This window comes from Mesorhizobium sp. M0052 (assembly GCF_040323255.1).
GTDB lineage: Bacteria > Pseudomonadota > Alphaproteobacteria > Rhizobiales > Rhizobiaceae > Mesorhizobium.
On sequence record NZ_JAMYUS010000006.1, the window covers coordinates 143,715 to 165,270 of the forward strand.

Annotated in this window: 20 protein-coding genes; 11 read left to right on the forward strand and 9 right to left on the reverse strand. The window is 64.4% G+C overall.

From position 1 onward, the window contains the following. The first annotated feature begins 24 nt into the window (after positions 1-24). The 4 genes from purF to NKJ77_RS09940 all read left to right on the forward strand — a co-directional run bounded on the left by purF (position 25) and on the right by NKJ77_RS09940 (position 3,356). A complete protein-coding gene (purF, locus tag NKJ77_RS09925; RefSeq protein ID WP_023711952.1) occupies positions 25-1,506 on the forward strand; it encodes an amidophosphoribosyltransferase in 1,482 nt (493 codons plus the stop codon). 30 nt (positions 1,507-1,536) lie between these two features. Next, positions 1,537-2,292 carry an SDR family NAD(P)-dependent oxidoreductase gene (locus NKJ77_RS09930; RefSeq protein ID WP_023693973.1) on the forward strand — a complete coding sequence of 252 codons (756 nt, stop codon included), beginning with the start codon at positions 1,537-1,539 and terminating at the stop codon, positions 2,290-2,292. A 77-nt stretch (positions 2,293-2,369) separates the two neighbouring features. Further along, complete coding sequence (locus NKJ77_RS09935; RefSeq protein ID WP_023693974.1) at positions 2,370-2,999, forward strand: hypothetical protein; 630 nt, start codon at positions 2,370-2,372, stop codon at positions 2,997-2,999. A 135-nt stretch (positions 3,000-3,134) separates the two neighbouring features. Then, complete coding sequence (locus NKJ77_RS09940; protein WP_023689120.1) at positions 3,135-3,356, forward strand: hypothetical protein; 222 nt, start codon at positions 3,135-3,137, stop codon at positions 3,354-3,356. 153 nt (positions 3,357-3,509) lie between these two features. On the opposite strand, the gene NKJ77_RS09945 is transcribed toward NKJ77_RS09940, so the two are convergent. After that, a complete protein-coding gene (locus tag NKJ77_RS09945) occupies positions 3,510-4,016 on the reverse strand; it encodes an OsmC family protein (protein ID WP_352535068.1) in 507 nt (168 codons plus the stop codon). Between the two features lie 289 nt (positions 4,017-4,305). Here NKJ77_RS09945 and NKJ77_RS09950 point away from each other — a divergent pair, with 289 nt between their 5' ends. The 3 genes from NKJ77_RS09950 (at position 4,306) to NKJ77_RS09960 (ending at position 7,808) form a co-directional block, all read left to right on the forward strand. Continuing rightward, complete coding sequence (locus NKJ77_RS09950; protein ID WP_023831145.1) at positions 4,306-5,811, forward strand: S10 family peptidase; 1,506 nt, start codon at positions 4,306-4,308, stop codon at positions 5,809-5,811. Between the two features lie 149 nt (positions 5,812-5,960). Further along, positions 5,961-6,848 (forward strand): DMT family transporter, encoded by an 888-nt coding sequence (locus tag NKJ77_RS09955; RefSeq protein ID WP_023831146.1) that lies wholly within the window; start codon positions 5,961-5,963, stop codon positions 6,846-6,848. Positions 6,849-6,899: 51 nt separating this feature from the next. Beyond that, positions 6,900-7,808 carry a DMT family transporter gene (locus tag NKJ77_RS09960; protein ID WP_023689124.1) on the forward strand — a complete coding sequence of 303 codons (909 nt, stop codon included), beginning with the start codon at positions 6,900-6,902 and terminating at the stop codon, positions 7,806-7,808. A 134-nt stretch (positions 7,809-7,942) separates the two neighbouring features. Here the strand turns inward: NKJ77_RS09960 and NKJ77_RS09965 are convergent, their stop codons facing one another. Next, positions 7,943-8,806 (reverse strand): LysR substrate-binding domain-containing protein, encoded by an 864-nt coding sequence (locus tag NKJ77_RS09965; RefSeq protein WP_023831147.1) that lies wholly within the window; start codon positions 8,804-8,806, stop codon positions 7,943-7,945. A 112-nt stretch (positions 8,807-8,918) separates the two neighbouring features. Here NKJ77_RS09965 and NKJ77_RS09970 point away from each other — a divergent pair, with 112 nt between their 5' ends. Together NKJ77_RS09970 and NKJ77_RS09975 are read left to right on the forward strand one after the other, a co-directional pair. Further along, positions 8,919-9,326 carry a tautomerase family protein gene (locus tag NKJ77_RS09970; protein WP_023831148.1) on the forward strand — a complete coding sequence of 136 codons (408 nt, stop codon included), beginning with the start codon at positions 8,919-8,921 and terminating at the stop codon, positions 9,324-9,326. Between the two features lie 167 nt (positions 9,327-9,493). Further along, the gene (locus NKJ77_RS09975; protein ID WP_023831149.1) at positions 9,494-11,716 is read left to right on the forward strand and encodes an AMP-binding protein; all 2,223 of its coding nucleotides are present in this window, start codon (positions 9,494-9,496) and stop codon (positions 11,714-11,716) included. Between the two features lie 160 nt (positions 11,717-11,876). Here NKJ77_RS09975 and pssA read toward each other — a convergent pair whose 3' ends face one another. Next, positions 11,877-12,692, reverse strand: coding sequence for a CDP-diacylglycerol--serine O-phosphatidyltransferase (gene pssA, locus NKJ77_RS09980; protein WP_023831150.1), 816 nt, complete (start codon positions 12,690-12,692; stop codon positions 11,877-11,879). 3 nt (positions 12,693-12,695) lie between these two features. Continuing rightward, positions 12,696-13,493, reverse strand: coding sequence for a phosphatidylserine decarboxylase (locus NKJ77_RS09985; protein WP_348625633.1), 798 nt, complete (start codon positions 13,491-13,493; stop codon positions 12,696-12,698). Between the two features lie 165 nt (positions 13,494-13,658). Between NKJ77_RS09985 and NKJ77_RS09990 the strand changes: the two genes are divergently transcribed. Continuing rightward, entirely contained in the window at positions 13,659-14,336 is a 678-nt protein-coding gene (locus NKJ77_RS09990; protein WP_352535072.1) for a lysozyme inhibitor LprI family protein, read from the forward strand. An 11-nt stretch (positions 14,337-14,347) separates the two neighbouring features. Here the strand turns inward: NKJ77_RS09990 and NKJ77_RS09995 are convergent, their stop codons facing one another. Beyond that, entirely contained in the window at positions 14,348-15,595 is a 1,248-nt protein-coding gene (locus NKJ77_RS09995) for a DMP19 family protein (protein WP_023831153.1), read from the reverse strand. 227 nt (positions 15,596-15,822) lie between these two features. Between NKJ77_RS09995 and NKJ77_RS10000 the strand changes: the two genes are divergently transcribed. Further along, positions 15,823-16,713, forward strand: a complete 891-nt coding sequence (locus NKJ77_RS10000) for an SMP-30/gluconolactonase/LRE family protein (protein ID WP_031195200.1) — start codon at positions 15,823-15,825, stop codon at positions 16,711-16,713. On the opposite strand, the gene NKJ77_RS10005 is transcribed toward NKJ77_RS10000, so the two are convergent. The 4 genes from NKJ77_RS10005 to NKJ77_RS10020 form a co-directional block, all read right to left on the reverse strand. Further along, positions 16,692-17,027, reverse strand: coding sequence for an antibiotic biosynthesis monooxygenase family protein (locus NKJ77_RS10005; protein ID WP_023711966.1), 336 nt, complete (start codon positions 17,025-17,027; stop codon positions 16,692-16,694). The genes NKJ77_RS10000 and NKJ77_RS10005 overlap by 22 nt on opposite strands. 284 nt (positions 17,028-17,311) lie before the next feature. Next, positions 17,312-19,192 (reverse strand): ABCB family ABC transporter ATP-binding protein/permease, encoded by a 1,881-nt coding sequence (locus tag NKJ77_RS10010; RefSeq protein WP_352535075.1) that lies wholly within the window; start codon positions 19,190-19,192, stop codon positions 17,312-17,314. A gap of 24 nt (positions 19,193-19,216) precedes the next feature. Further along, entirely contained in the window at positions 19,217-19,552 is a 336-nt protein-coding gene (locus NKJ77_RS10015) for an ArsR/SmtB family transcription factor (protein ID WP_286460755.1), read from the reverse strand. Positions 19,553-19,782: 230 nt separating this feature from the next. Then, a complete protein-coding gene (locus NKJ77_RS10020; RefSeq protein ID WP_352535077.1) occupies positions 19,783-21,459 on the reverse strand; it encodes a LysM peptidoglycan-binding domain-containing protein in 1,677 nt (558 codons plus the stop codon). Positions 21,460-21,556: the final 97 nt, after the last annotated feature.

Below are 21,556 nucleotides of genomic sequence, written 5' to 3' on the forward strand. Positions count from 1 at the left end.
CCATTTTAGCGGAGCTTGAGCCCCATGGCAGTTTCGAAGGCAGACGCGGACGACGTCCTTTCCGCCGAAGCAGACGATCATTTCCACGATGAATGCGGGGTGTTCGGCATTTTCGGCCGGCAGGACGCTGCGGCCATCGTCACACTAGGCCTGCATGCGCTGCAGCATCGCGGCCAGGAAGCGGCCGGCATCGTCTCCTATGACGGCACGCAGTTCCATGTCGAACGCCATGTCGGCCTGATCGGCGACACCTTCACCAAGCAGCACGTCATCGACAGCCTGCAAGGCAACCGTGCCATCGGCCACACGCGCTATGCCACGACGGGCGGCGCCGGCATGCGCAACATCCAGCCCTTCTTCGCCGAACTCGCCGATGGCGGCTTTGCCGTCGCCCATAACGGCAATCTCACCAACGCCATGACCGTGCAGCGCGCGCTGCAGAAACAGGGCGCGATCTTCTCGTCGACCTCCGACACCGAGACGCTGCTGCATCTCGTTGCCACCAGCAAGGAACGCGATTTGAATTCGCGCTTCATCGACGCCGTGCGTCAGGTTGAAGGCGCTTTCTCGCTGGTTGCGATGACCTCCAAGAAGATGATCGGCTGCCGCGATCCGCTCGGCATCCGCCCGCTGGTGCTCGGCGACCTCGACGGCGCCTGGATCCTGGCCTCCGAAACCTGCGCGCTCGACATTATCGGCGCCCGCTTCGTGCGCGACCTGAAGCCCGGCGAAATGGTCGTGGTGACCTCGAAGGGCATCGAGAGCCTGTTCCCCTTCGAGCCGCAGAAGACCCGCTTCTGCATCTTCGAATATGTCTATTTCGCCCGCCCGGACTCCTCGGTCGAAGGCCGCAATGTCTACGAAGTGCGCAAGCGTATCGGCGCCGAATTGGCGCAGGAAAGCCCGGTCGATGCCGATATCGTCGTGCCGGTGCCGGATTCCGGCACGCCGGCGGCAATCGGCTTTTCCCAGGCGGCAGGCATCCCCTTCGAACTCGGTATCATCCGCAACCACTATGTCGGCCGAACCTTCATCCAGCCCGGCGATTCGATCCGCCATATGGGCGTCAAGCTCAAGCACAACGCCAACCGCCGGATGATCGAGGGCAAGCGCGTGGTGTTGGTCGACGATTCGATCGTGCGCGGCACCACCAGCCAGAAGATCGTGCAGATGGTGCGCGACGCCGGCGCCAAGGAAGTGCACATGCGAATCGCCTCGCCGCCGACCAGCGCGTCGTGCTTCTACGGCGTCGACACGCCGGAGAAGTCGAAGCTTTTGGCATCGCGCATGTCGATCGAGGAAATGGCCGAGTTCATCCGTGTCGATTCGCTCGGCTTCCTCACCATTGACGGGCTCTACCGCGCCGTCGGCGAAGCCAGCCGCGACAATGAGCAGCCGCAATTCTGCGACGCCTGTTTCACCGGCCAGTACCCGACCCGCCTGCTCGACTTCGAAGGCCACGACAATGTGCGCACGCTGTCGCTGCTGGCGAACAACGGGGCGTAAAGCCCAACTGCTATCCTTGAAAGCGCTCGCATGACCCTCGACCTCTCCGGCCGCGTCGCGGTCGTTACCGGCGCCTCGCGCGGCATCGGCTACTTCATCGCCAGGGAACTTGCCGCCGCCGGCGCGCATGTCATTGCGGTTGCCCGGACCGTCGGTGGGCTGGAAGAACTCGACGACCAGATCAAGGCCGAGCGCGCGAAAACCGGCAAGGGCGAAGCGACTTTGGTGCCTCTCGACCTCTCAGACATGGCCGGCATCGACCGGCTGGGCGGCGCCATTCACGAGCGCTGGGGCAAGCTCGACATTCTGGTGGCCAATGCCGGTGTGCTCGGCGTCATCTCGCCGATCGGCCATGTCGAGGCCAAAACCTTCGAGAAGGTTATGACCATCAATGTCACCTCGACCTGGCGGCTGATCCGCTCGGTCGACCCGCTGCTCAGGCTGTCCGACGCCGGCCGCGCCATTCTCATGTCGTCCGGGGCCGCGCATTCGGCGCGCGCCTTCTGGGCGCCCTATGCGGCGTCGAAGGCGGCTGTGGAAGCCATGACGCGTTCCTGGGCGCATGAGACGCAGAGCCTGGCGCTCCGCATCAATGCGGTCGACCCCGGCGCCACCCGCACCGCCATGCGTGCGCAGGCCGCGCCCGGCGAGGATCCGGAAACGCTGCCGCACCCGTCAGAGGTGGCAAAACGCATCGTGCCGCTGGCGAGCCCCGAGATGAAAGAGACGGGGCTGATCTTCCAGGTCAAGAACAACCGCTTCGTCGCCTACCGGCAGCCGGAATAAACCGGGTTGTAGCGGGATTAAACAGGCCTCCAGTTACGTTTCTTCGAATGTAGGACATTCGAAACCGGAGGACCGACATGCGTAGACTTCTTCTCGTTGCCGCCGCCGCGATTGCCGCCACAGCCGGCGTGGCGCTGGCGCAAGACGCCAAGATGAGTTTCTTCGTCACCAGCGTCGGTTCCGGCAAGGGCGCCGATCTCGGCGGTCTCAAGGGTGCCGACGCGCATTGCGCCTCGCTGGCGGAAGCGGCTGGGGTTACCGGCAAGGAATGGCACGCCTATCTCTCGAGCGCCAATGTCGATGCGCGCGACCGTATCGGCAAGGGTCCCTGGGTCAACGCCAAGGGGGAGAAGATTGCCGATGACGTCGCCTCGCTGCATAGCGACGCCAACGCCATCACCAAGCAGACGGCGCTCAACGAAAAGGGCGAGGTGGTCAACGGCCGCGGCGATAAGCCGAACCGGCACGACATATTGACCGGCTCGAAGCCTGACGGCACCAAGCTCGCCGACCAGACCTGCGGCGACTGGACCTTGAGCGGGGCGGAGGGCGCGGCGATGATGGGCCATCACGACCGCACCGGCCTTGATGAGTCGGCGGCGGCGAAATCCTGGAACTCCTCGCATGCCTCGCGCGGCGGCTGCAGCCAGGAGGCGCTGAAAGGCACCGGCGGCGACGGCCTGTTCTACTGCTTTGCCGCGAACTGAGAGACGTCTGGGAGCGGTTCGTTCACGGGTCTGTGATGGTCCGGCAGGTCCCTCCCCCATCGCCCTGCTTTCGCCATCAGCCGGGAGTTGCTAGGGTCGACCCGACTCCGACACCCAGCAAAGCGAGGAATTCCCATGGCTGCTCCCAGCGTAGCATTGGTCTGGTACCTGGTGATCGCCGGCCCGCAAGGCGGCATGGTGGTGCTGCCCAGCACCTTCGACACCCGCGAACAGTGCACAAACGCGATTACCGAATATCAGAAGCAGCCGACGCCGGCCGGCTGGGCGGTCAACTGCGTGCCGAGCGCCTCCCCGTTTACCGATGAGGGCGACGCGGAAGAGCCTGCGGCGCAGTAGCGCAGTCTCCCCCCTCGAGGGGGAGATGGCCGGCAGGCCAGAGGGGGTCGCCTCGCGTAGAGTGCCAACCTCCTTCCGCACAAAGGGCGTGGCGTCCAGTCGGCCCGACCCCCTCTGTCGCCTTCGGCGACATCTCCCCCTCAAGGGGGGAGATCAGGCGCGCGCCTTCACCGTCAGCTCCGGCTTGCTGTTGATGGTCTGGAAGACCACGCAATAGCGTTCCGTCAGCTTGATCAGCGCGTCGATGCGATCCTGCGGCTCATCCGTGTCGAGGTTGAAATTCAGCCGGATGGCGCGAAAGCCCACGGGGGCGTCCTTGGCCACGCCCAGCGTGCCGCGAAAGTCGAGATCGCCTTCGGCCTCGACGGTGGCTGCGCCAAGCCTGAATTCCAGCGCCGTCGCCACTGCCTTCAGCGTCACGCCGGCGCACGCCACCAGCGCCTCCAAAAGCATATCGCCCGAACACAATTCGAGCCCGGAACCGGCGGTCGCCGGATGCAGGCCGGCGACCGCCAGCGCCCTGCCCGTCTCGACCTTGCAGGCAATCGACTGGTCGTCGATGGAGCCTTTGGCGCGAAGCGTGATCAGCGCCTGCGTAGCATCGCCGCGATAGGCCTCCTTGAGCGGCGCCTGCATGGCTTTGAGTTCGGTGGCGTCCATGGTCTGTCCTTTCGAGTTCTTCGCGCTTTGATAGCACCGAAATGCCGGCGGGACAGCGCCCCCCTCTGCCTGCCGGCCATCTCCCCACACGGGCGAGATCGGCAGCAACGCCAATGGCGCTTTCTTCGCCGGCGATTAGCGAAGGCGGTCGCGACATCCAATCTCCACCCCTGTGGGGGAGATGTCCGGCAGGACAGAGGGGGGCGTGAAGGACGCTAGCTCGCGAAGAGTTACTTTGACTTCGACCGCCCGAGCCATACCTAACCAGAGTCATTCCCGCGGAGGCATCATGCCGTTCAAGCTGAAACTGATCTCGCTTACCCTGTTGGTGCTTGCAGCCTTCGCGCAGCCAGTCCTCGGCGAAACGCCCGAGCGCCCCGCCCCTGCCGGCGGCGTGCTGTCGCTGCTGCCGGCACCGCAGACGACCAGCCATTCAATCACCATTGCCGGGCGCAAGCTGGACTATCAGGCTAAGGCCGGCACGCTGTCGCTGCTATCCGGCAAGGGCGAGGTCACCGCGGAAATCTTCTATGTCGCCTACACGCTGCCGCCACTGGCGGGCGCGGAGAAGGCTCGCCCCATCACCTTCGTCTTCAATGGCGGCCCGGGCGCGGCATCCGCCTATCTGCATCTCGGCGCACTCGGCCCGCGTGTCGTCGCGACCGGCGCCGATGGCCAATTCCTGCCGCCGCCGCAAAAGCTGATCGACAATCCCGACAGTTGGCTCGACATGACCGACCTCGTCTTCGTCGATCCGGTCGGCACCGGCTACAGCCGCGAGGCCCCCGGCCAGGACACGAAAGATTTTTGGGGCGTCAGCCAGGACGCCAGTTCGATCGGCGCTTTCATCCGGCTCTATCTCGCCCAGAACGGCCGCACCGGATCGCCGCTCTTCCTCGCCGGCGAAAGCTATGGCGGGTTCCGCGCGGCACTTCTCGCCAGGACCCTGCAGGAAGATGTCGGCCTGAGCCCCAACGGCATCGTACTGATCTCGCCTGCACTGGAGTTCACGCTGGTGCTGCCCGACGAATTCCAGCCACTGCATTGGGCGCTGGAACTGCCCTCGCTGGCGGCGGTGCGCCTGCGCAGCGAAGGCTTCAGCGGCGAAGCACTGCGCGAAAAGCTCGCCGAGGTCGAAAAGTATGCGCTGGGCGACTACCTCACGGCTCTGACCGGCGGGCTGGAACAGGGCGGGCGGCTGGCCAGCCAGCGCGTGGCCGAGATCACCGGCCTGCCGCTCGACCTCGTGCAGCGCAATTTCGCCCGCATCCCGACCGGCCTGTTCGCGCGCGAATTCCAGCGCGCCAGTGGCAAAGTGCTCAGCCCGTATGACGGCACCATCGCCACCAGCGACATCGCCCCGGAGAGCGCCCGCAGCGCCGGCCCGGATCCGGTGCTCGACCGCAGCGTGCCGGCGCTGACCTCGGCCTTTGTCGGTTATGCGCGCGACGAGCTGAATTTTCGCACCGATGTCAGCTACAGGTTGCTCAATGGCGATGTGACCCACGCCTGGGACTATGGCGGCTCGCGGCAAGGCTATGCCGGGGTGATGGACGATCTGCAGCGGGCGCGCTCGCTCAACCCGGGGCTCGGCGTGGTGATCGTCAACGGCGACACCGATCTGGTCACTCCCTATCTGGCCTCACGCTATCTGGTGAGCCAAATCCCGACGCTGGGCGGGGCAAAACCCATCCGTCTCGACGTCGTCGAAGGCGGCCACATGATGTATCTCAGGCCGGGCGGCCGGCGCGCCCTGAAGGAGGCCGCTTCGGAGCTCTACCAGGCAACACAGTGAACGGCGTGCCCACGCTGTCGGCCAGGCTGCGCCAACGCAAGCTTGCCACTGGCGTAGCGCCCCGCAGGCTTTCGCCCGTATAGCCTGCAATGGGAGCCTGATTGGGGCAGGCTTCTTCTTCGTCCTCTTGACAGCGCCGGACACGCCGCATGGCCGATATTGCCATTCTGGAAACCCGCGAAAGGGTGCTTGCCGGCATCCTGTTCACCGGCTGCGCCTATTTCCTGTTTTCGACCCAGGACGCAGCGATCAAGCTTCTGGTCGTCGGCATCAGCGTCTGGCAGATCATGTTCTTCCGCTCGATCGCTGTGCTTATCGGCTGTGCTGCAATCGGCGGACCGCGCGTCTTTGCCGACACAATGCGCTCGCCCATCGTGCGGCCGATGCTGGTGCGCAGCGCCTTCACGCTCGGCGCCTGGCTCTGCTACTACAACGCGGCCCGCTCCCTGCAGCTGGCCGAACTCACCACCATCTATTACGCCGCCCCGATCATCGTCACCGTGCTGTCGGTGGTGATGCTTGGCGAAAAGGTGCCGCTGTTGCGCTGGCTGGCGGTGTTCATCGGCTTCGTCGGCGTCTTCATCGCCTGTGATCCCACTCGTCTCGGCTTGTCCGTGCCGATGCTCTTGGTACTGGCTGCGGCAGTGCTGTGGGGCATTGCCGTGGTGCTGTTGCGCAAGACGGCGCTGGCCGAGCGCACGCTGATCCAGCTTGTGCTCAACAATTTCTACTTCCTGGTGTTTTCCACGGTGCCGGCGCTGTTGGTCTGGCAGATGCCGGACTGGCGCCAGTTGCTGCTTTTGATCAGCGTCGGCGCGCTCGGCGGCGTGGCGCAATTTATGCTGTTCGAAGGCATGAAGCGGGCGCCGGTGTCGATCGTGGCGCCGTTCGAATACACCTCATTGGTCTGGGCCTTCGGGCTCGGCTTTGCGATCTGGGGCGACGTGCCGCGTCGCGAGGTGTTTCTGGGGGCGGCGTTGATCGTCGGCGCCGGCCTGCTGATCATCGGCAACGAGCATTTCCGCAAGCGGCTATGAGTACCCCGTGCTGACAGCATGGTGGCAGGAGAAGACGGATAGGCTGCTGAGATGACGGAAGCGCTCGACGGCCCAGGCACCACAGATACCGCTGCCGAGCGTACGCTCGGCATCATGCTGGTGGCGGCCTCGGCGGCTTTCTTCGCCCTCACCGGCGTGCTGACCAAATCGATCCACGCCGACCCGCTGACCATCACTTGCTGGCGCGGCTTTGTCGGCGCGATCCTGATCACCTTCTATGTGCTGTGGCGCCGGCGCCGCTCCGGCGGGCGGGAAAGCTTGCGGCTTGGCTGGCGCGGCTGGTTGCTGGCCCTCGAGGGCGCCGCGGCCAGCATCGCCTTCATCTCGGCGTTCAAATTCACCTATGTCGCCAATGTCGCGGTCATCTACGCCACCGCGCCCTTCATCACCGCGCTGCTCGCCTTCGTGCTGGTGCGCGAGCCGTTCCGGGCGCAGACGCTTGCCGCCGCCGCCGTTTCGCTGTGCGGCGTGGCGATGATGGTCGGCTCCGGCTTCGGCAGCGGTCATCTGTTTGGCGATGGGCTCGCGCTGCTGATGACCGCCGGCAGCGCGCTCTACATGATCATGGTGCGCGCCTTCCGCGACACGCCGGTGGTGTGGGCGGGCGCAGTCTCGGCGCTTCTGCTGTTCGTGCTCGGCTGGTTCGTCACCGACCCCCTGGCGATTTCTGCTCGCGACGCCGTGCTGCTCGTCGCCTTCGGAGGATCGTTTGCGGCGGCGTCGATCCTGTGGACGGAAGGCTCGCGGCTGATCCCTGCGCCCGAGTCCGGCCTTCTCGGTGCCGCCGAAGTGCCGTTTGCGATCCTGTTCGCCTTCCTGTTCCTCGGCGAGATCGCGCCGGCCGCCAGCCTGATCGGCGGCGCCATAGTACTGTGCGCGGTTTTCGCCCATGCGGGGCGCGACTGGCTGGCCGCGAGAAAAAGCGCGGCAACCCAATAATTATTTTCCAAGTCATGGAACCATCATGCGGATCAGGCAGTTTTATGTGCGACGGGTCACCCCCCAAGTCCCCCCAAACCCCTCGACCCGTCCTCCTCAAAGCCGACCGTAAAGGTCGGCTTTTTCTTTGGACATCAGACGGCAAAGCCGGGCAAGGCGAGGTTGTCGCTGAGCAGGATGGCAAGATCGCGCGCCGGCCGCTCGGCGCCCTGGCCGAGTTTTATCGCGAATTGCGCTGTCGGCACCGGCGGCAGGGCGAATTCGCGCGGTGCTTCGGCAATGCCTGAATGGGCAAAGCGGGCGGTGCGCAAGGTCAGCGCGATGCCGGCATTGACCGCCGTGCGCAAGCCGGCAAGGCTGGCGCTGCCGGCGGCAATGCGGTAGCGGCGGCCGGCAGCATCGAGGGCCGCGAGTGCTGCTTCGCGAAAGCCGCAATAGGGGTCGAGCAGCGCCAGCGGCAATTCCTCTTCCCGCACGGCAAGCCCTTTTTGCGAGCACAGCCACAGCATCGGCTCACTGAACAGCCCGACTTCGTCATTGGCCGGCGTCTTGCGCATGACAACGGCCAGATCGAGCTGCCCGGCCTGCAGCGCCTCGCCAAGCTCGGCCGAACGGCCAACGCGGAGTTCGACCCTGACGCGCGGATGGCTGGTCGCGAAGGCGCGCAGCAGCTCCGGCAGGCCGCTATCGGCGAAATCCTGTGTCGTGCCGATGGCGACGCGACCAGCGGCACGCGCGCCCTTGAGCGCCAGCCAGGCCTCGCTGTGCACGGCAAGAATGCGGCGGGCATGACCGACAAGATCCTCGCCGGCCGGCGTCAGCCCGCGCCCGCGCCCCTGCGCCACCAGCAGCGGTTCGCCGACGATCTCCTCCAGACGCTGCATCTGCGCGGTCACCGCCGAGGGCGAGCGGCCGACAACAGACGCAGCCTGAGCCAGCGAGCCGCCATCGACAAAGGCAAGGAAGGTCTTGAGCAGATCGGGATCGAGAGCTTGCATACTTCGATAATACAGAACCTTTTGTTCGAAACAATTCGATTTTTTTGATTTAAAGACGGTGGCACTGTCTCTCCAACGGCAAACAGACGCCGCTCAAACGAAGGAGAGAAAAATGCCCATCATCAACATCAGCGTCACCGGCAAACCCGACGCCAAGCTGTCCGCCACAATCGCCAAGGAAATCACCGGCCTGACCGCAACCCATCTGCGCAAGGACCCGACGATCACCGCCGTCGCCGTCACCTATGTCGACCCGCAGCATTGGTTCGCCGGCGGCAAATCGCTGGCGGAGCATGGCGCCAACACCTTCTGGCTCGACATCAAGGTGGTCGACGGCACCAACACCAAGCTGGAACTGGAGGCTTATCTGAAGGCGATCTTTGAGGCCTTTGGTAAGTTGCTGGGTGGTGTGCACGAGGAAAGCTATGCCTTCGTGCACGAGGTTCCGGCCGCAGCTTATGGCTATGGCGGCAAGAGCCAGGAGTTCCGGTTCATCAGCGGGCGGATCAAGGCGGCTTGAGCCAACGTGAAAGCGCAGCGCCGCCCCTCATCCGCCCTTCGGGGCACCTTCTCCCCGTGAACGGGGAGAAGGAAGAGGCTCTACATTGACCTTGCCCCCCATTGCGCTACCCTCTGCTCTCCAAGCGGACGAAGAGCCGCATACCGGACCGTTGGGAGAGACGCGGCATGATCCTGACACTGGCGCTGCTTGCAGGCCTCGTGCTGGCCTGGCTGCTGATTGGCGCGATCGAGACGTTTCGTCTCGACCTGCGCTTTACCCAGGCGCTGCTCTATGTGCCGTTCAAGCTCGCCTACCGGATCGAGGACCGGCGCATCCGCATTGCCCGCAACGCGCCGACGCCGGTGATCTATGTGGTCTCGCACCAGTCACGCTTCGAGCCGGCGCTGATGCTGTCGCTGCTGCCCGACGACACGCTGCACATTCTCGACGAGGCCTCGGCGCGCTCGCCCTGGATGGAGCCTTGGCGCGAGCTTGGCCGCACCATCGCCTTCAACGCCGAGCATCTCTTCGTCAGCCGGCGGCTGGTCAGGGTGCTGAAGGGTAAAGGCCGGCTTGCCGTCTATCTGCCCGATGACGTCGAGCCCGATGTGAAGACGTTTCGCCTGTTCCGCGCCGTCACCCGCATCGCCATGCAGGCCGACGCCCGCATCGTGCCGATCTTCGTCACCGGCGCGCGCGACCTGCCGGTTTCCTTGACGCCAAAGAACCGGGCGCCGCGCCACTGGTTCCCAAAACTCTCGATCAGCGTGCTGGAGCCAATGACGATTGCCGAACTGGTGGCGCGCAACCCCGACCAGGCTTCCAACACCAATGCGTTGTTCGACCGCATCGCCGAGGCGCGGCTTTATGGCAGCAACCTCGATCGCGGCCTGTTCCTGGCCATGCGCGATGCCGCGGATCGCACCGGCGCCTCGCATCCGATCATCGAGGATGTGATCAGCGGCTCGCTCAGCTATCGAAAAATGTTCATCGGCGCGCGCGTGCTCGGCCGCCGTTTCGAGGCGGTGGCGGCGCCCGGCGAAGCGGTCGGGGTTTTGCTGCCCAACGCCAATGGCGTGGTGCTGTCCTTCGTCGGCCTGCTCTCGGCCGGCCGGGTAGCGGCGATGATCAACTACACGGCAGGGCCGGCCAGCGTAACCGCCGCGGTGCGCGCGGCAGTCATCCGAACGGTGGTTTCCTCGCGCGCGTTCGTCGAGAAGGCGGCGCTTGCCGACATCATCGCCGCGATCGAGGCCGGCGGCGCCAAAATGCTGTGGCTGGAGGATGTGCGCGCAAGCGTCACGACGCTGGAAAAGCTCGCAGCAGCGGTGCTGTGGCGGTTCCCGCTGCAGCGGCAGGATGCGGCCAAGCCCGCCGCAATCCTGTTCACCTCAGGCTCGGAAGGCACGCCCAAGGCCGTGGTGCTGTCGCACCGCAATCTCCACGCCAACGCCATGCAGGCCGAGGCGCGCATTACCATTTCGCCGTCCGACATCCTGCTCAACGTGCTGCCGGTTTTTCACTCTTTCGGCCTGACCGGCGGTACCATCCTGCCGCTGGTGACCGGGGTGAAACTGTTCCTCTACCCGTCACCGCTGCACTACAAGATCATCCCGGAGATCGCCCGCAAGGTGAAGCCGACCATCATGTTCGGCACCGACACTTTCCTTGCCAACTATGCCCGCACCGCCAAGGATGGCGATTTCTCCAGCCTGCGCTTCGTCGTCGCCGGCGCGGAAGCGGTGAAGCCGGAGACGCGGCGCGTTTATCGCGAGCGCTTCGATGCCTCGATCATCGAGGGGTTCGGGCTGACGGAGGCCGCTCCCGTCGTCGCCGTCAACACCGCCATCCATGGTCGCGACGGCACGGTCGGACGGCTGTTGCCGGCGATGCGCATGAAGCTCGAACCGGTCGAGGGTATCGAGGGTGCCGGCCGCCTGTGGCTCGACGGGCCGAATTTGATGATGGGCTACATGACCGCTGACCGGCCCGGCGAATTGCAGCCGCTGGACGGCTGGCACGACACCGGCGACATCGTCTCGGTCGACCGCGAAGGCTTCATCACCATTCGCGGCCGGGCAAAACGCTTCGCCAAGATCGCTGGCGAGATGGTGTCGTTGGGCGCCGTCGAGATGCTGGTGCAGTCGCTGTGGCCGGAAGAGCGCCACGCCGCGGTGGCGGTGCCGGACAAGAGGCGCGGCGAGCGCATCGTGCTGGTCACCACCGCCGACGACGCCGATCCGGAAGAACTGCGCGCCTTCGGCAAGAAGGCAGGTGCGGCCGAACTGATGGTGCCCAACGACATCGTCAAGGTCGAGGAGATCCCGGTGCTGGGTTCCGGTAAGACGGATTATGTCTCGACGCGGAACCTGGCGATCGAGAAGCTGGGGCTGGGCCTGGCGGCTTAGCGTATCTCCCTCCTTGAGGGGGAGATGGCCGGCAGGCCAGAGGGGGTCGCCTCGCGTGAAGCGCCGACGTCCTCTTCGCTCAAACGAGGTCGCGTCCAGGGCGTACCGCCCCCCTCTGTCGCCTTCGGCGACATCTCCCCCTCAAGGGGGGAGATAACAACTACCCAATATCCGACGGCGGCACTTTTTCGCCCTCGCGCTTGGCGCGCTTCGAATACGCCCGCACGCTGAAAGGCAGGAAGATGAGATAGCCTGCGACAGAGGCGGTCAGCGTGTACCAGGAATAGGTCATCAACAGCAGGACGTAGAGAACGACCGCCAGGATGATCGGCAGCACCTTGTCGCCCGGCACTTTCAGGCTTTTGCCGGAATAGACCGGCAGCCGGCTGACCAGCAGGAAAGCGACCAGCACAGTGAAGCCGGTGGCGACGAATGCCGTCAGGCGGTCCGGCTCGAGACCGAGCCGCAGGAAGGACAGATAGAGCGGCAGCATAACCAGCACGGCGCCGGCCGGCGCCGGCACGCCGACGAAGTATTCGCCCTGCCAGATCGGCCGGTCATGGTCTTCGTCGAGCACGTTGAAGCGCGCCAGCCGCAGGCCACAGGCGATGGTGAACAGAAGAGCTGCGATCCAGCCGAAGGAGCCGGCGCGGTCGAGCAGGAAGGCGTAGAGCACCAGTGCCGGCGCGACGCCGAAATTGACGATGTCGGCCAGCGAATCCATCTGCGCGCCGAATTTGGATGTCGCCTTCAACATGCGCGCCAGGCGCCCGTCTATGCCGTCCAGGAAGGCGGCGAGCAGCACCATCACCACGGCCGGCTCGAAACGGCCCTCGAAGCCGAAGCGGATGCCGGACAGGCCGGCGCAGATGGCAAGCACGGTGACCAGATTAGGCAGCACCATGCGCATCGGAATTTCGCGGATGCGCGGGCCGCCGCTGCCATGGGCCTCGAACTTTTTGAACGGCGCGCCCACCGCTTACGAAATCCTGACGAGCGGGGTTGCGGCGACGCCGCCGAATTCGGCGAGCACGGTTTCGCCGCCGACCGCCGTCTGGCCGACGGCGACGCGCGGCACCGCGGTCGACGGCAGGAAGACATCGACGCGCGAGCCGAAGCGGATCAGGCCAAAGCGTTCGCCGACGGCAATGGAGCCGCCGGTCTCGGCCCAGCAGACGATGCGGCGCGCCACTAGGCCGGCAATCTGCACGGCGACAACGATGCCGTTGGGACTGTCTATGACCAGCCCGTTGCGCTCGTTCTCCGAGCTTGCCTTGTCGAGTTCGGCATTGAGGAACTTGCCCGGCCGGTGCTCGATTTTGGTGATGCGGCCGCGCACCGGAGCGCGGTTCACATGGCAGGAAAAGACGTTCATGAACACCGAGATGCGGGTCATCTCGGTGTTGCCGAGGCCAAGCTCGCGCGGCGGCACGGCCGGGCCGACCGCCGAGATGACGCCGTCGGCGGGACTGACCACCAGCCTGTCATCGACCGGGGTGAGACGATCGGGGTCACGGAAGAAATAGACGCACCAGGCGGTCAGGATCAGGCCGATCCAGAACAGCACCGAGGAGAAATAGCCGAGGAACAGCGTGCCCGCACCAAAGGCGGCAATGAACGGATAGCCCTCGCGATGGATCGGAACGAAGGCATTCTTGATCGAATCGACAAGGCTCATCGGATGGGGCTCATGGGATGGGGGCGGTCCCTGTTTCAGGTCCGGCCTCAATACCGGAAAGGCTCCGCTGCCGCAACGCAACATTGGGCAAGGCCGCATCGTCCGCAGCCGGCAGGAACGTGACGTGCTTGCCTGTCGGCTGCTTTGCCGCCAGAATTCGGGCCAACGCCGGCTGAACGCGCGGCGAAAAGGCCGACTGCCATGGCGCCAAATTCAGGCAAAACGTATCTTGTTGCCATACGATCGTCAGCCGTGGGTGCCGTTTTGACCGTACTTGTGGCAGCGAGCGACCACGCAGTTGCGCAAGGCAAGCCATCCTTCGACTGCGCCAAGGCCGCCAGCTTGGCGGAAAAGGCCATTTGCGCCGATCCGGTCCTGGCGCAAGCCGATGCCGACGTCGCGAAGAATTATACCGCGCTGCTAAAGAGGCTCGATGCTCATGCCGGGAAGGCGCTGCGGGACGACCAAAGCGATTTCATCGCCTATCGCGATCAGATCGCCGGTTTCAACGAGAACACGCCCAAGGACCAGCAGACATTCGATCTCGGCGAATTCCTGCATGACCGCGCGACCTTCCTGGGCGGCATCCGTAAGCCGGCCGATGGCGGCTTCATCGGCACATGGAGCAGCGTGCGCGGTAGCGTCGACATCAAGGCTGTTGGCGGAGGCAAGGTCGAGATCTCGGAAGATGTCGTTTCCAATCCAGTCTCGGGAAGTGGGTCATGCGAGATCGACGGCACGGTCGAGAAGCGCAACACTCTGCGACTGGTCGACACCGACGACAACGACAACCCAACCGGTTTTGTCTTCACCTTTCGCCGCGACGGCGATGCGCTTGTCGTCGAGCAGAGCGGCGCCGGCAAGGATGGCAGATCGGAGCCCCTGTCATGCGGTGCCAACGGCCATGCCGATGGCATGTTCTTCCTGACGGAGAAAAAGTAGGCTTGCTGTCGCTAACCCGCCGCAGCGGAGCGATCAAAGTGGGCATTGAGCTCGGCCATAGCGGCCTCAGCGAGGCTTTCATCATCCTTGCCGCGCAAGAGCACACCGCCGTTCCGCAACGATTGGAAAAGGAAGACTTGGCCTGATGCCAGCACCACCCAATTCACGATTGCTCCTTCCTCCTTCTGCACCACCGAATTCGCAGAAACGATGGCATCCGTCGGGTCGAAGCCTGCCTTGCGGAGCAGGAGGTCGACGGCGGCGGGAGCATGGTATTGTTCCGCCAGCTCAATGACCGCTGTGATCTCGGGCTCTTCAGCAATGCCAAGCTTGGCGCCAACTTTCGGGGCGTTAGCCGCTAGCGGGCTCTCGCCTGGCGGTATGACAAGCAAGTCTTCTGGAGCGATGTACTCGTAGACCGTGACGTGTGTCTCCGTCGCACTGCATAGTCGGGTCTTCTTCGCGCTGGTCTGAAGCTGTTTCTCTCCTTCTATGTTCAGCATCCTTGCCATGCCGAACGCAATTTTGATCTCGGGCGGCGCGATCTTGGCGCAGGCAAGGCCGGCCCCGACATCGCGCCAGCTCAAGATCATCTGGCCTGCCAAGTTGCCAACGGACTTATGAAGAAGCCTGCCTTCGCGCTTCGGATTGGCCATCACCAGCCGGTGTATGACGTCGTCGTAATCGTCACTATCGACAACTTGCAGATCAGGCCATGACGCGATCCAGCGCGCCAAAAGGTTTTCCATGGGCGCGGCCTCATCCGCAACGTAGAACGCATGATCAAGTGTATCGAGAAAATCATCCCGCCCGCCCTCGAAGCCCGTCTGCTGGGCGGCTTCGTTGGGATGGTCTGCAATCCAGCTGGACATCTTTTCCAAAGTCGCAAGCTGGCCCTTTGCGCCACAAGCAGTGAGTCCAGCTCGTGCGTTGGCAATCATGGCGCCGATTTCCTGCCCGGCATTGTGGATGAATTGACTATGGCCGCCGTTCTTTACCTCCGAAGAGTACGAGTCGGCATGAAGGACCTGCATCGCCTTGGTGTCGATTTCGGGATAACGATAGAGTCCTTTGGAAACCATCGCTGTGACGAATTGCATGACAGCGAAGACGAGAAAAAACGGCTCTTCATCAGGATCCTCGACGTTCGAACGCAGTACGACGACCGGCAACGGCAGGCCGAATTCCAACTGCTTTCCAGAATCTGATGCCGACTTCTCGGGCGTTTTCTTGGATTTGCGGGAAAAGAAACCGAACATCGAAAATACTCTCTTGGTCGCAAAACTTGCGCGAACGGGTTATTTCCGACGCGACAATATCAGCTGCCCTCAAGGATTAAAGGCACTCTGATCCAGAGGCATCCGCACGATGGTTTGCCGAAATAGTCGACGGTCATGTCGGGGCGCCATAGATTCACACGTCCTTGGCAGGAAAGCGCTTCGCGACAAAGCCGAATTGCGGCGAGTCGACAAACCAAGGGTCAGAGATGCCATCCTCGAAATCAGTCGCCCTGAACGCCAAGGTCATTACAGAAGGCCTCGCTTTCGGAGAGTCTCCCCGCTGGCACGACGGACGCCTGTGGCTCTGCAACTGGGGAACCGGAGAGATCGTCGCGGTGGATGAGGACGGCGGGAACCAGGTGATGCTCACCGTGCCGGCCATCCTGCCCTATTCGATCGACTGGTTGCCGGATGGCCGATTGCTGATCGTCTCGGGTCGGGATGGCTTGTTGCTGCGACAGGAGGCGGATGGCACGCTCGCCACCCATGCCGATTTGAGAGAACTGTCAAACAGCCCGTGGAACGAGATCGTCGTCGACGGGCGCGGCATCATCTATGTCAATGGCGGCGGGTCGGCGCCTGCACCGGGCGAGCATTTCGGGCCCGGCACCATCGTGCTGATCACGCCGGACGGCTCGGTTCGACAAGTGGCCGAGAACATCGCTTTCGCCAACGGCATGGCGGTGACGCCGGACAACAGGACACTGATCGTGGCGGAGTCGCATGCCAACCGGCTGACCGCCTTCGATATCGCGGAGGATGGCGGGCTTTCCAACCGCCGGGTCTGGGCCGATCTCGATGGCTTTCCCGACGGCATCTGCCTCGATGCCGAAGGGGCTGCCTGGTACGCGGATGTTCCCAACAAGCGCTGCGTGCGGGTGCGCGAAGGTGGCGAGGTGTTGCAGACAGTCGATGCCGATCGCGGCTGCTTTGCCTGCATGCTGGGCGGGCCGGATGGCACGACACTGTTCATCGTCGCCGCCGAATGGCGTGGTTTCGAGAACATGATCAGCGATGCCCGCACTGGCCAGGTGCTGAGCGTCGAAGCGCCCGCACATGGCGTCGGCTGGCCGTCTTACATCTCGGGTAGACGCTGATAGTTGGCGATATCGGCCTTCACACCCAGCCGGGCAATGGTCTCCTGCGGGTTGAAGCCCGCCCGCTCATGGGCTGCCTTGACGATCGGCACGACATAGTCGACGGCCGCCTGGTTTTCCCATTCGACAATGGTGACCAGGTTGAACTCGCCCGGGCCCGAAAATTGCTCGAGCACGAAATCCTGGACGAAGCCTTGCTGCAGACGCAGCAATTCATGAGTCGCCCTGACCTTGCGAAGGATTTCTTCACGGGCCTCGGCAGGAACGACGAATTTGTCGACCCTGAACACGGCTGCCTCGGCAAGTTTATCCATTTGAATCTGTCTCCGTTCTTGAACGACTTGGGTTCGGTGGCTCAGGAACGGGTTTGCGATCTCAACTTAGGTTGAGGTCAAGGGGAAACTTTCGGTGGTGATGATGGCGACGACGCTGCATATCTCCCCCCTTGAGGGGGAGATGGCCGGCAGGCCAGAGGGGGTCGGTTCGACTGGATGCGCCCCCTTGCGACCGATGAAGGTTAGCGCTCCACGCGCGGCGACCCCCTCTGTCGCCTTCGGCGACATCTCCCCCTCAAGGGGGGAGATCGGCGCTCCGCCGCCTAGCTCACCTCCGAAGTCCGCCTGCGCACAACCACACCCAGCTCATCGCTCTCGCGTGCAACTCGAAGCCTCTCTTCGGCTTCTGTCGCTTCGCGCTGGCGGTCCCACATCGACGCGTAGAGGCCATGCTTTTGCATCAGCTCGGCATGGGTGCCGCGCTCGGCGATCTCGCCGTCCTTGAGCACGATGATCTCGTCGGCGGTGATCACCGTCGACAGGCGGTGGGCAATGACGATGGTGGTGCGGCCCTTGCTGACCAGGTCGAGGGCGGCCTGGATTTCCTGTTCGGTGTGGCTGTCCAGCGCCGAGGTCGCCTCGTCGAGCATCAGGATCGGCGGCGCCTTCAAAATCGTGCGGGCAATCGCCACGCGCTGCTTTTCGCCGCCCGACAGTTTTAGCCCGCGCTCGCCAACCATCGAGCGGTAGCCTTCGGGCAGTCGTTCGATGAACGGGCCGATCTGGGCAAGCTCGGCGGCTTTCTGCATGTCTTCCTCGCTGGCGCCGATGCGGCCGTAACGGATGTTGTAGGCGATGGTGTCGTTGAACAGCACGGTGTCCTGCGGCACCATGCCGATGGCGCCGCGCAGACTCGCCTGCGTCACATCACGGACATCCTGGCCGTCGATCAGCACCTGACCGCCCTGGACGTCGTAGAAGCGGAACAAGAGCCGCGAAATCGTCGACTTGCCGGCGCCGGACGGACCGACAATGGCCACCGTCTTGCCGGCCGGAACCTCGAAGGAGACGCCCTTCAGAATCTTGCGGCTGGGGTCGTAGGCGAAGTGCACGTCGCGGAACTCGACCTTGCCGGCTGTAACAGCCAGTGGCTTGGCATCGGGCTTGTCGGTGATTTCCTGCGGCACATCGAGCAGGTCGAACATCTGCTCGATGTCGGTCAGCCCCTGGCGGATTTCGCGGTAGATGAAGCCGATGAAATTGAGCGGCACCGAAAGCTGCATCAGCATGGCGTTGATGAAGACGAAATCGCCGACCGTCTGCGTGCCAGCCTGCACCTCCAGCGCCGACATGCACATGACGATGACGGTGCCGAGACCGAAGATGATGCCCTGGCCGAAATTCAGCCAACCGAGCGAGGTCCATATTCTGGTCGCCGCCATCTCATAGCGTGCCATTGAGCGGTCGAAGCGCTCAGCCTCCATACCCTCGTTGTTGAAGTATTTGACCGTCTCGTAGTTGAGCAGGGAGTCGATCGCCTTGGTGTTGGCGTCGGTGTCGCTGTCGTTCATGTCGCGGCGGATCGAGATCCGCCAGTCGCTGGCGCGAACCGTGAACCAGACGTAGAGCCACACCGTGGCTGCCACCACGACCACATATTTCCAGCCATAAGTGTAGGCTAAGATACCGGTGGTCAGCGCGAATTCGAGGATGGTCGGCGCCGTGTTCAGCATGATGAAGCGCACGATCGTCTCGATGCCCTTGGTGCCGCGCTCGATGATGCGCGACAGGCCGCCGGTGCGGCGCTCGAGGTGGAAGCGCAGCGACAGCTGGTGCATGTGAACGAAGGTGCGGAACGCGAGCTGGCGCACCGCATATTGGCCAACGCGGGCAAACAGCGCGTCGCGCAGCTGGTTGAAGCCAAGCTGCACCAGCCGCACGACATTGTAGGCGACGACCAGCATCACCGGCGCCAGCAGGAAAGATGGCAGCGGCGGCGGCGATTTGGCGTCGCCGGCTAGGGCATCCGTCGCCCATTTGAAGAAATAGGGCCCGGCAACCAGCGTCAGCTTGGCAACGACCAGAAGCAGCGTCGCCCAGGTGACGCGTGCCCTGAGATCGGGGCGGTCGGCCGGCCACATATAGGGCCACAGATTGCGCAAGGTGCCGAAGGTCGAGCTATCGGAAACGGTTTTTTCTGCCACTTGTCTTTCCTTTGGGGTGAGAGGTCAGCGGCCGGAGCAGCAGGAATTGACGAGTGCGGTCAGCGATGCGGAAACGTCGGCGAGCGCGGCGCGGTCGACTTCGTAGCGCGAGCGCTGACGGTCGGATTGGAAGCGGACCAGCCCGGCTTCGACCAGGATCTTCAGATGCTGGGACACGGTGGACTGCGCCAGATCGAGATGATCGACCACCTCGCGGCAGCAGCAGGAATTGCTGGCCGAGAGATGTCTAAGGATCTCGATGCGCGCCGGATGCGAGAGTGCCGCGAAGCGGGCGGCAACGGCGCGGCTTTCAGGCGGTGCCAAGTTTGCGTGGTCTGGTTCAGCGAGCGAGTCTGCCATCGTTCATCGGCGATAGACGATGAACGGGTGCGTGGCAAGCTAACCCGATGGGTAGAGCGACCTAATCTCCCCCCTCGAGGGGGAGATGTCGCCGAAGGCGACAGAGGGGGTCGGTACGTCCTGACGCAACGTCGTTTGCAGCAAAGAGAAGGTCGGCGTTCTATGCGCGGCGACCCCCTCTGGCCTGCCGGCCATCTCCCCCTCAAGGGGGGAGATCAAGCGCTCGGCCGCTACTGCGTCTTCACCGGCGCCGTTGTCACCTGCTCGCCCATCGCCTTGAGGTCGGCGGCTTCGCCTTCCTTGGACTTTTCCGGAACCTTGAACACCTGCCCGGGCCAGATGCGGTCGGGATCGCTGATCTGGTCCTGGTTGGCGAGATAGATGGTCGAGAAGCGCACGCCGTGACCGTAGACGCGCCGCGAGATCCGCCACAGGGTGTCGTGTCTGCGGATGATCACCGCGCCGTCGGCATGTTCAAGCTTTGGCGCCACCGTCTCTGGCACATCGGGCGTTGCCGCCGCGACGACGGCTGGAACCTCAGCGGCAGGCGCTGCCGGTGCCGCAGGTGCCCCGGCAACCGCCGGGGCAGCCGGAGCCGGCGCTTCAGCCGCCGGTGCGGCTGGTGCGGACGCGGCAGCAGCTGGTGCGGGCTTCGCAGGGGCAGCCGCGATAGTGGCTGGCGCCGCAGGCTTCGGAGCGGCCGGTGCTTCGGCAGCAGCCGGTGCGGCCGGCTCAGCAGGCTTTGCTTCGGCGGGCTTGGTCTCGGTGGGCTTGGCCTCCGCGGGCGCCACGGCGGCGATCGCTTCGCCGGGTTCGCGCTCGAACGGCACGGCGGCGCGGGCCACGACCTTCACGCCGTCGGCGTCGAGACCGTCGACATGGATGGTGTAGCTGCCGACCGGGATGTCGCGCGTCGCCTCGACCAGGAAATGACCGTCGGGCGAGGTCACCGCATCACCAAGCAGGATATCGTTGGCATAGGCGCGCACCTTGCGGCCGGCGTCAGCCAGACCGGCGACGAAGATCTTGTTGCCGTCGATCTCGACCGCCTCGACGACGATCTTGGGTGCAGCCACGCCTGCCGCCGGCGGCGCTGCAGGTACTGCTGGCGCAGTTGCGGCTTCCACAGCCGGAGCAGCAGGTGCTGTTTCAGCGGCCACGGCAGGCGCAGCCGTAGCAGGCGCCTCAGCGGCTGGGGCAGCGGCCTGATCGCCGGCGGCCGGTGCCGCGGGCTTGGTCTCAGGCGCCGGGACGCTAAGCAGCTCGGCCGGCTTGCCGGGTTCCTCGACCATCGCCAGCACCTGGCCGGCGGCGTCCTTGGGAACCGAAACGACGGCGGTCTGCACGGAAGGGGTAACCACATCGCCGGCCGTCGCGCGCAACGCAATCGTATAGTCGCCGGGCTTCAGCGGATCGTCGAGAACGATGACGAAGGCGCCGTCCGGACCGGCGACAGTCGAGCCAAGCACCGAGGAGCCGTTGAGGATCTCGATCTTCGAATTGGGCGCAGCATTGCCGGCAACGACGATCGAGCCGTTGCTTTCGACGCGCACGACGTCGAAGCTCGGCGCAACCGGGCCGGCCGCGGCCGGCGCTGGGGTTGTTGGGGCAGCAGCGGGCGCGGCAGGTGCCGCCGGAGCCGCAGCTTCGGTCGCGGGAGCCGTTGCGTCGGCAGGCGCGGGTGCTGCGGGAGCCTTGGCATCGGTGGGCGCGGCGGGCGCCGGCGGCAGCCTTCCCTCGGTCCCCGGATCGGCCAGCTTTTCAGCCGGCGGCGTCAGCGATGCAATCGCCGCAGGCGGCGTGGGATTCAGATACGGGTCGAGTGCGCCCGATACATAGGCGGTTCCGACGACCGCGACGGTCCCACCGGCCGCGAACAGAAACGCCTTCAATGGATTACCAGCCATATTTCCCCTACCCCTTAGCCACCTGAAGCCGGTCTAGCGTGTTTTGCCGGCACCGACAAGAAAAAGCCCGGGCTTGTCAGCCCTTGGGGCTTGACCC

Coding starts and splice junctions, on each gene's coding strand:
- purF (WP_023711952.1), top strand. CDS start 25: ATGGCAGTTTCGAAGGCAGACGCGGACGACGTCCTTTCCGCCGAAGCA.
- NKJ77_RS09930 (WP_023693973.1), top strand. CDS start 1,537: ATGACCCTCGACCTCTCCGGCCGCGTCGCGGTCGTTACCGGCGCCTCG.
- NKJ77_RS09935 (WP_023693974.1), top strand. CDS start 2,370: ATGCGTAGACTTCTTCTCGTTGCCGCCGCCGCGATTGCCGCCACAGCC.
- NKJ77_RS09940 (WP_023689120.1), top strand. CDS start 3,135: ATGGCTGCTCCCAGCGTAGCATTGGTCTGGTACCTGGTGATCGCCGGC.
- NKJ77_RS09945 (WP_352535068.1), bottom strand. CDS start 4,016: ATGGACGCCACCGAACTCAAAGCCATGCAGGCGCCGCTCAAGGAGGCC.
- NKJ77_RS09950 (WP_023831145.1), top strand. CDS start 4,306: ATGCCGTTCAAGCTGAAACTGATCTCGCTTACCCTGTTGGTGCTTGCA.
- NKJ77_RS09955 (WP_023831146.1), top strand. CDS start 5,961: ATGGCCGATATTGCCATTCTGGAAACCCGCGAAAGGGTGCTTGCCGGC.
- NKJ77_RS09960 (WP_023689124.1), top strand. CDS start 6,900: ATGACGGAAGCGCTCGACGGCCCAGGCACCACAGATACCGCTGCCGAG.
- NKJ77_RS09965 (WP_023831147.1), bottom strand. CDS start 8,806: ATGCAAGCTCTCGATCCCGATCTGCTCAAGACCTTCCTTGCCTTTGTC.
- NKJ77_RS09970 (WP_023831148.1), top strand. CDS start 8,919: ATGCCCATCATCAACATCAGCGTCACCGGCAAACCCGACGCCAAGCTG.
- NKJ77_RS09975 (WP_023831149.1), top strand. CDS start 9,494: ATGATCCTGACACTGGCGCTGCTTGCAGGCCTCGTGCTGGCCTGGCTG.
- NKJ77_RS09985 (WP_348625633.1), bottom strand. CDS start 13,493: ATGCGGCCTTGCCCAATGTTGCGTTGCGGCAGCGGAGCCTTTCCGGTA.
- NKJ77_RS09995 (WP_023831153.1), bottom strand. CDS start 15,595: ATGTTCGGTTTCTTTTCCCGCAAATCCAAGAAAACGCCCGAGAAGTCG.
- NKJ77_RS10000 (WP_031195200.1), top strand. CDS start 15,823: ATGCCATCCTCGAAATCAGTCGCCCTGAACGCCAAGGTCATTACAGAA.
- NKJ77_RS10005 (WP_023711966.1), bottom strand. CDS start 17,027: ATGGATAAACTTGCCGAGGCAGCCGTGTTCAGGGTCGACAAATTCGTC.
- NKJ77_RS10015 (WP_286460755.1), bottom strand. CDS start 19,552: ATGGCAGACTCGCTCGCTGAACCAGACCACGCAAACTTGGCACCGCCT.
- NKJ77_RS10020 (WP_352535077.1), bottom strand. CDS start 21,459: ATGGCTGGTAATCCATTGAAGGCGTTTCTGTTCGCGGCCGGTGGGACC.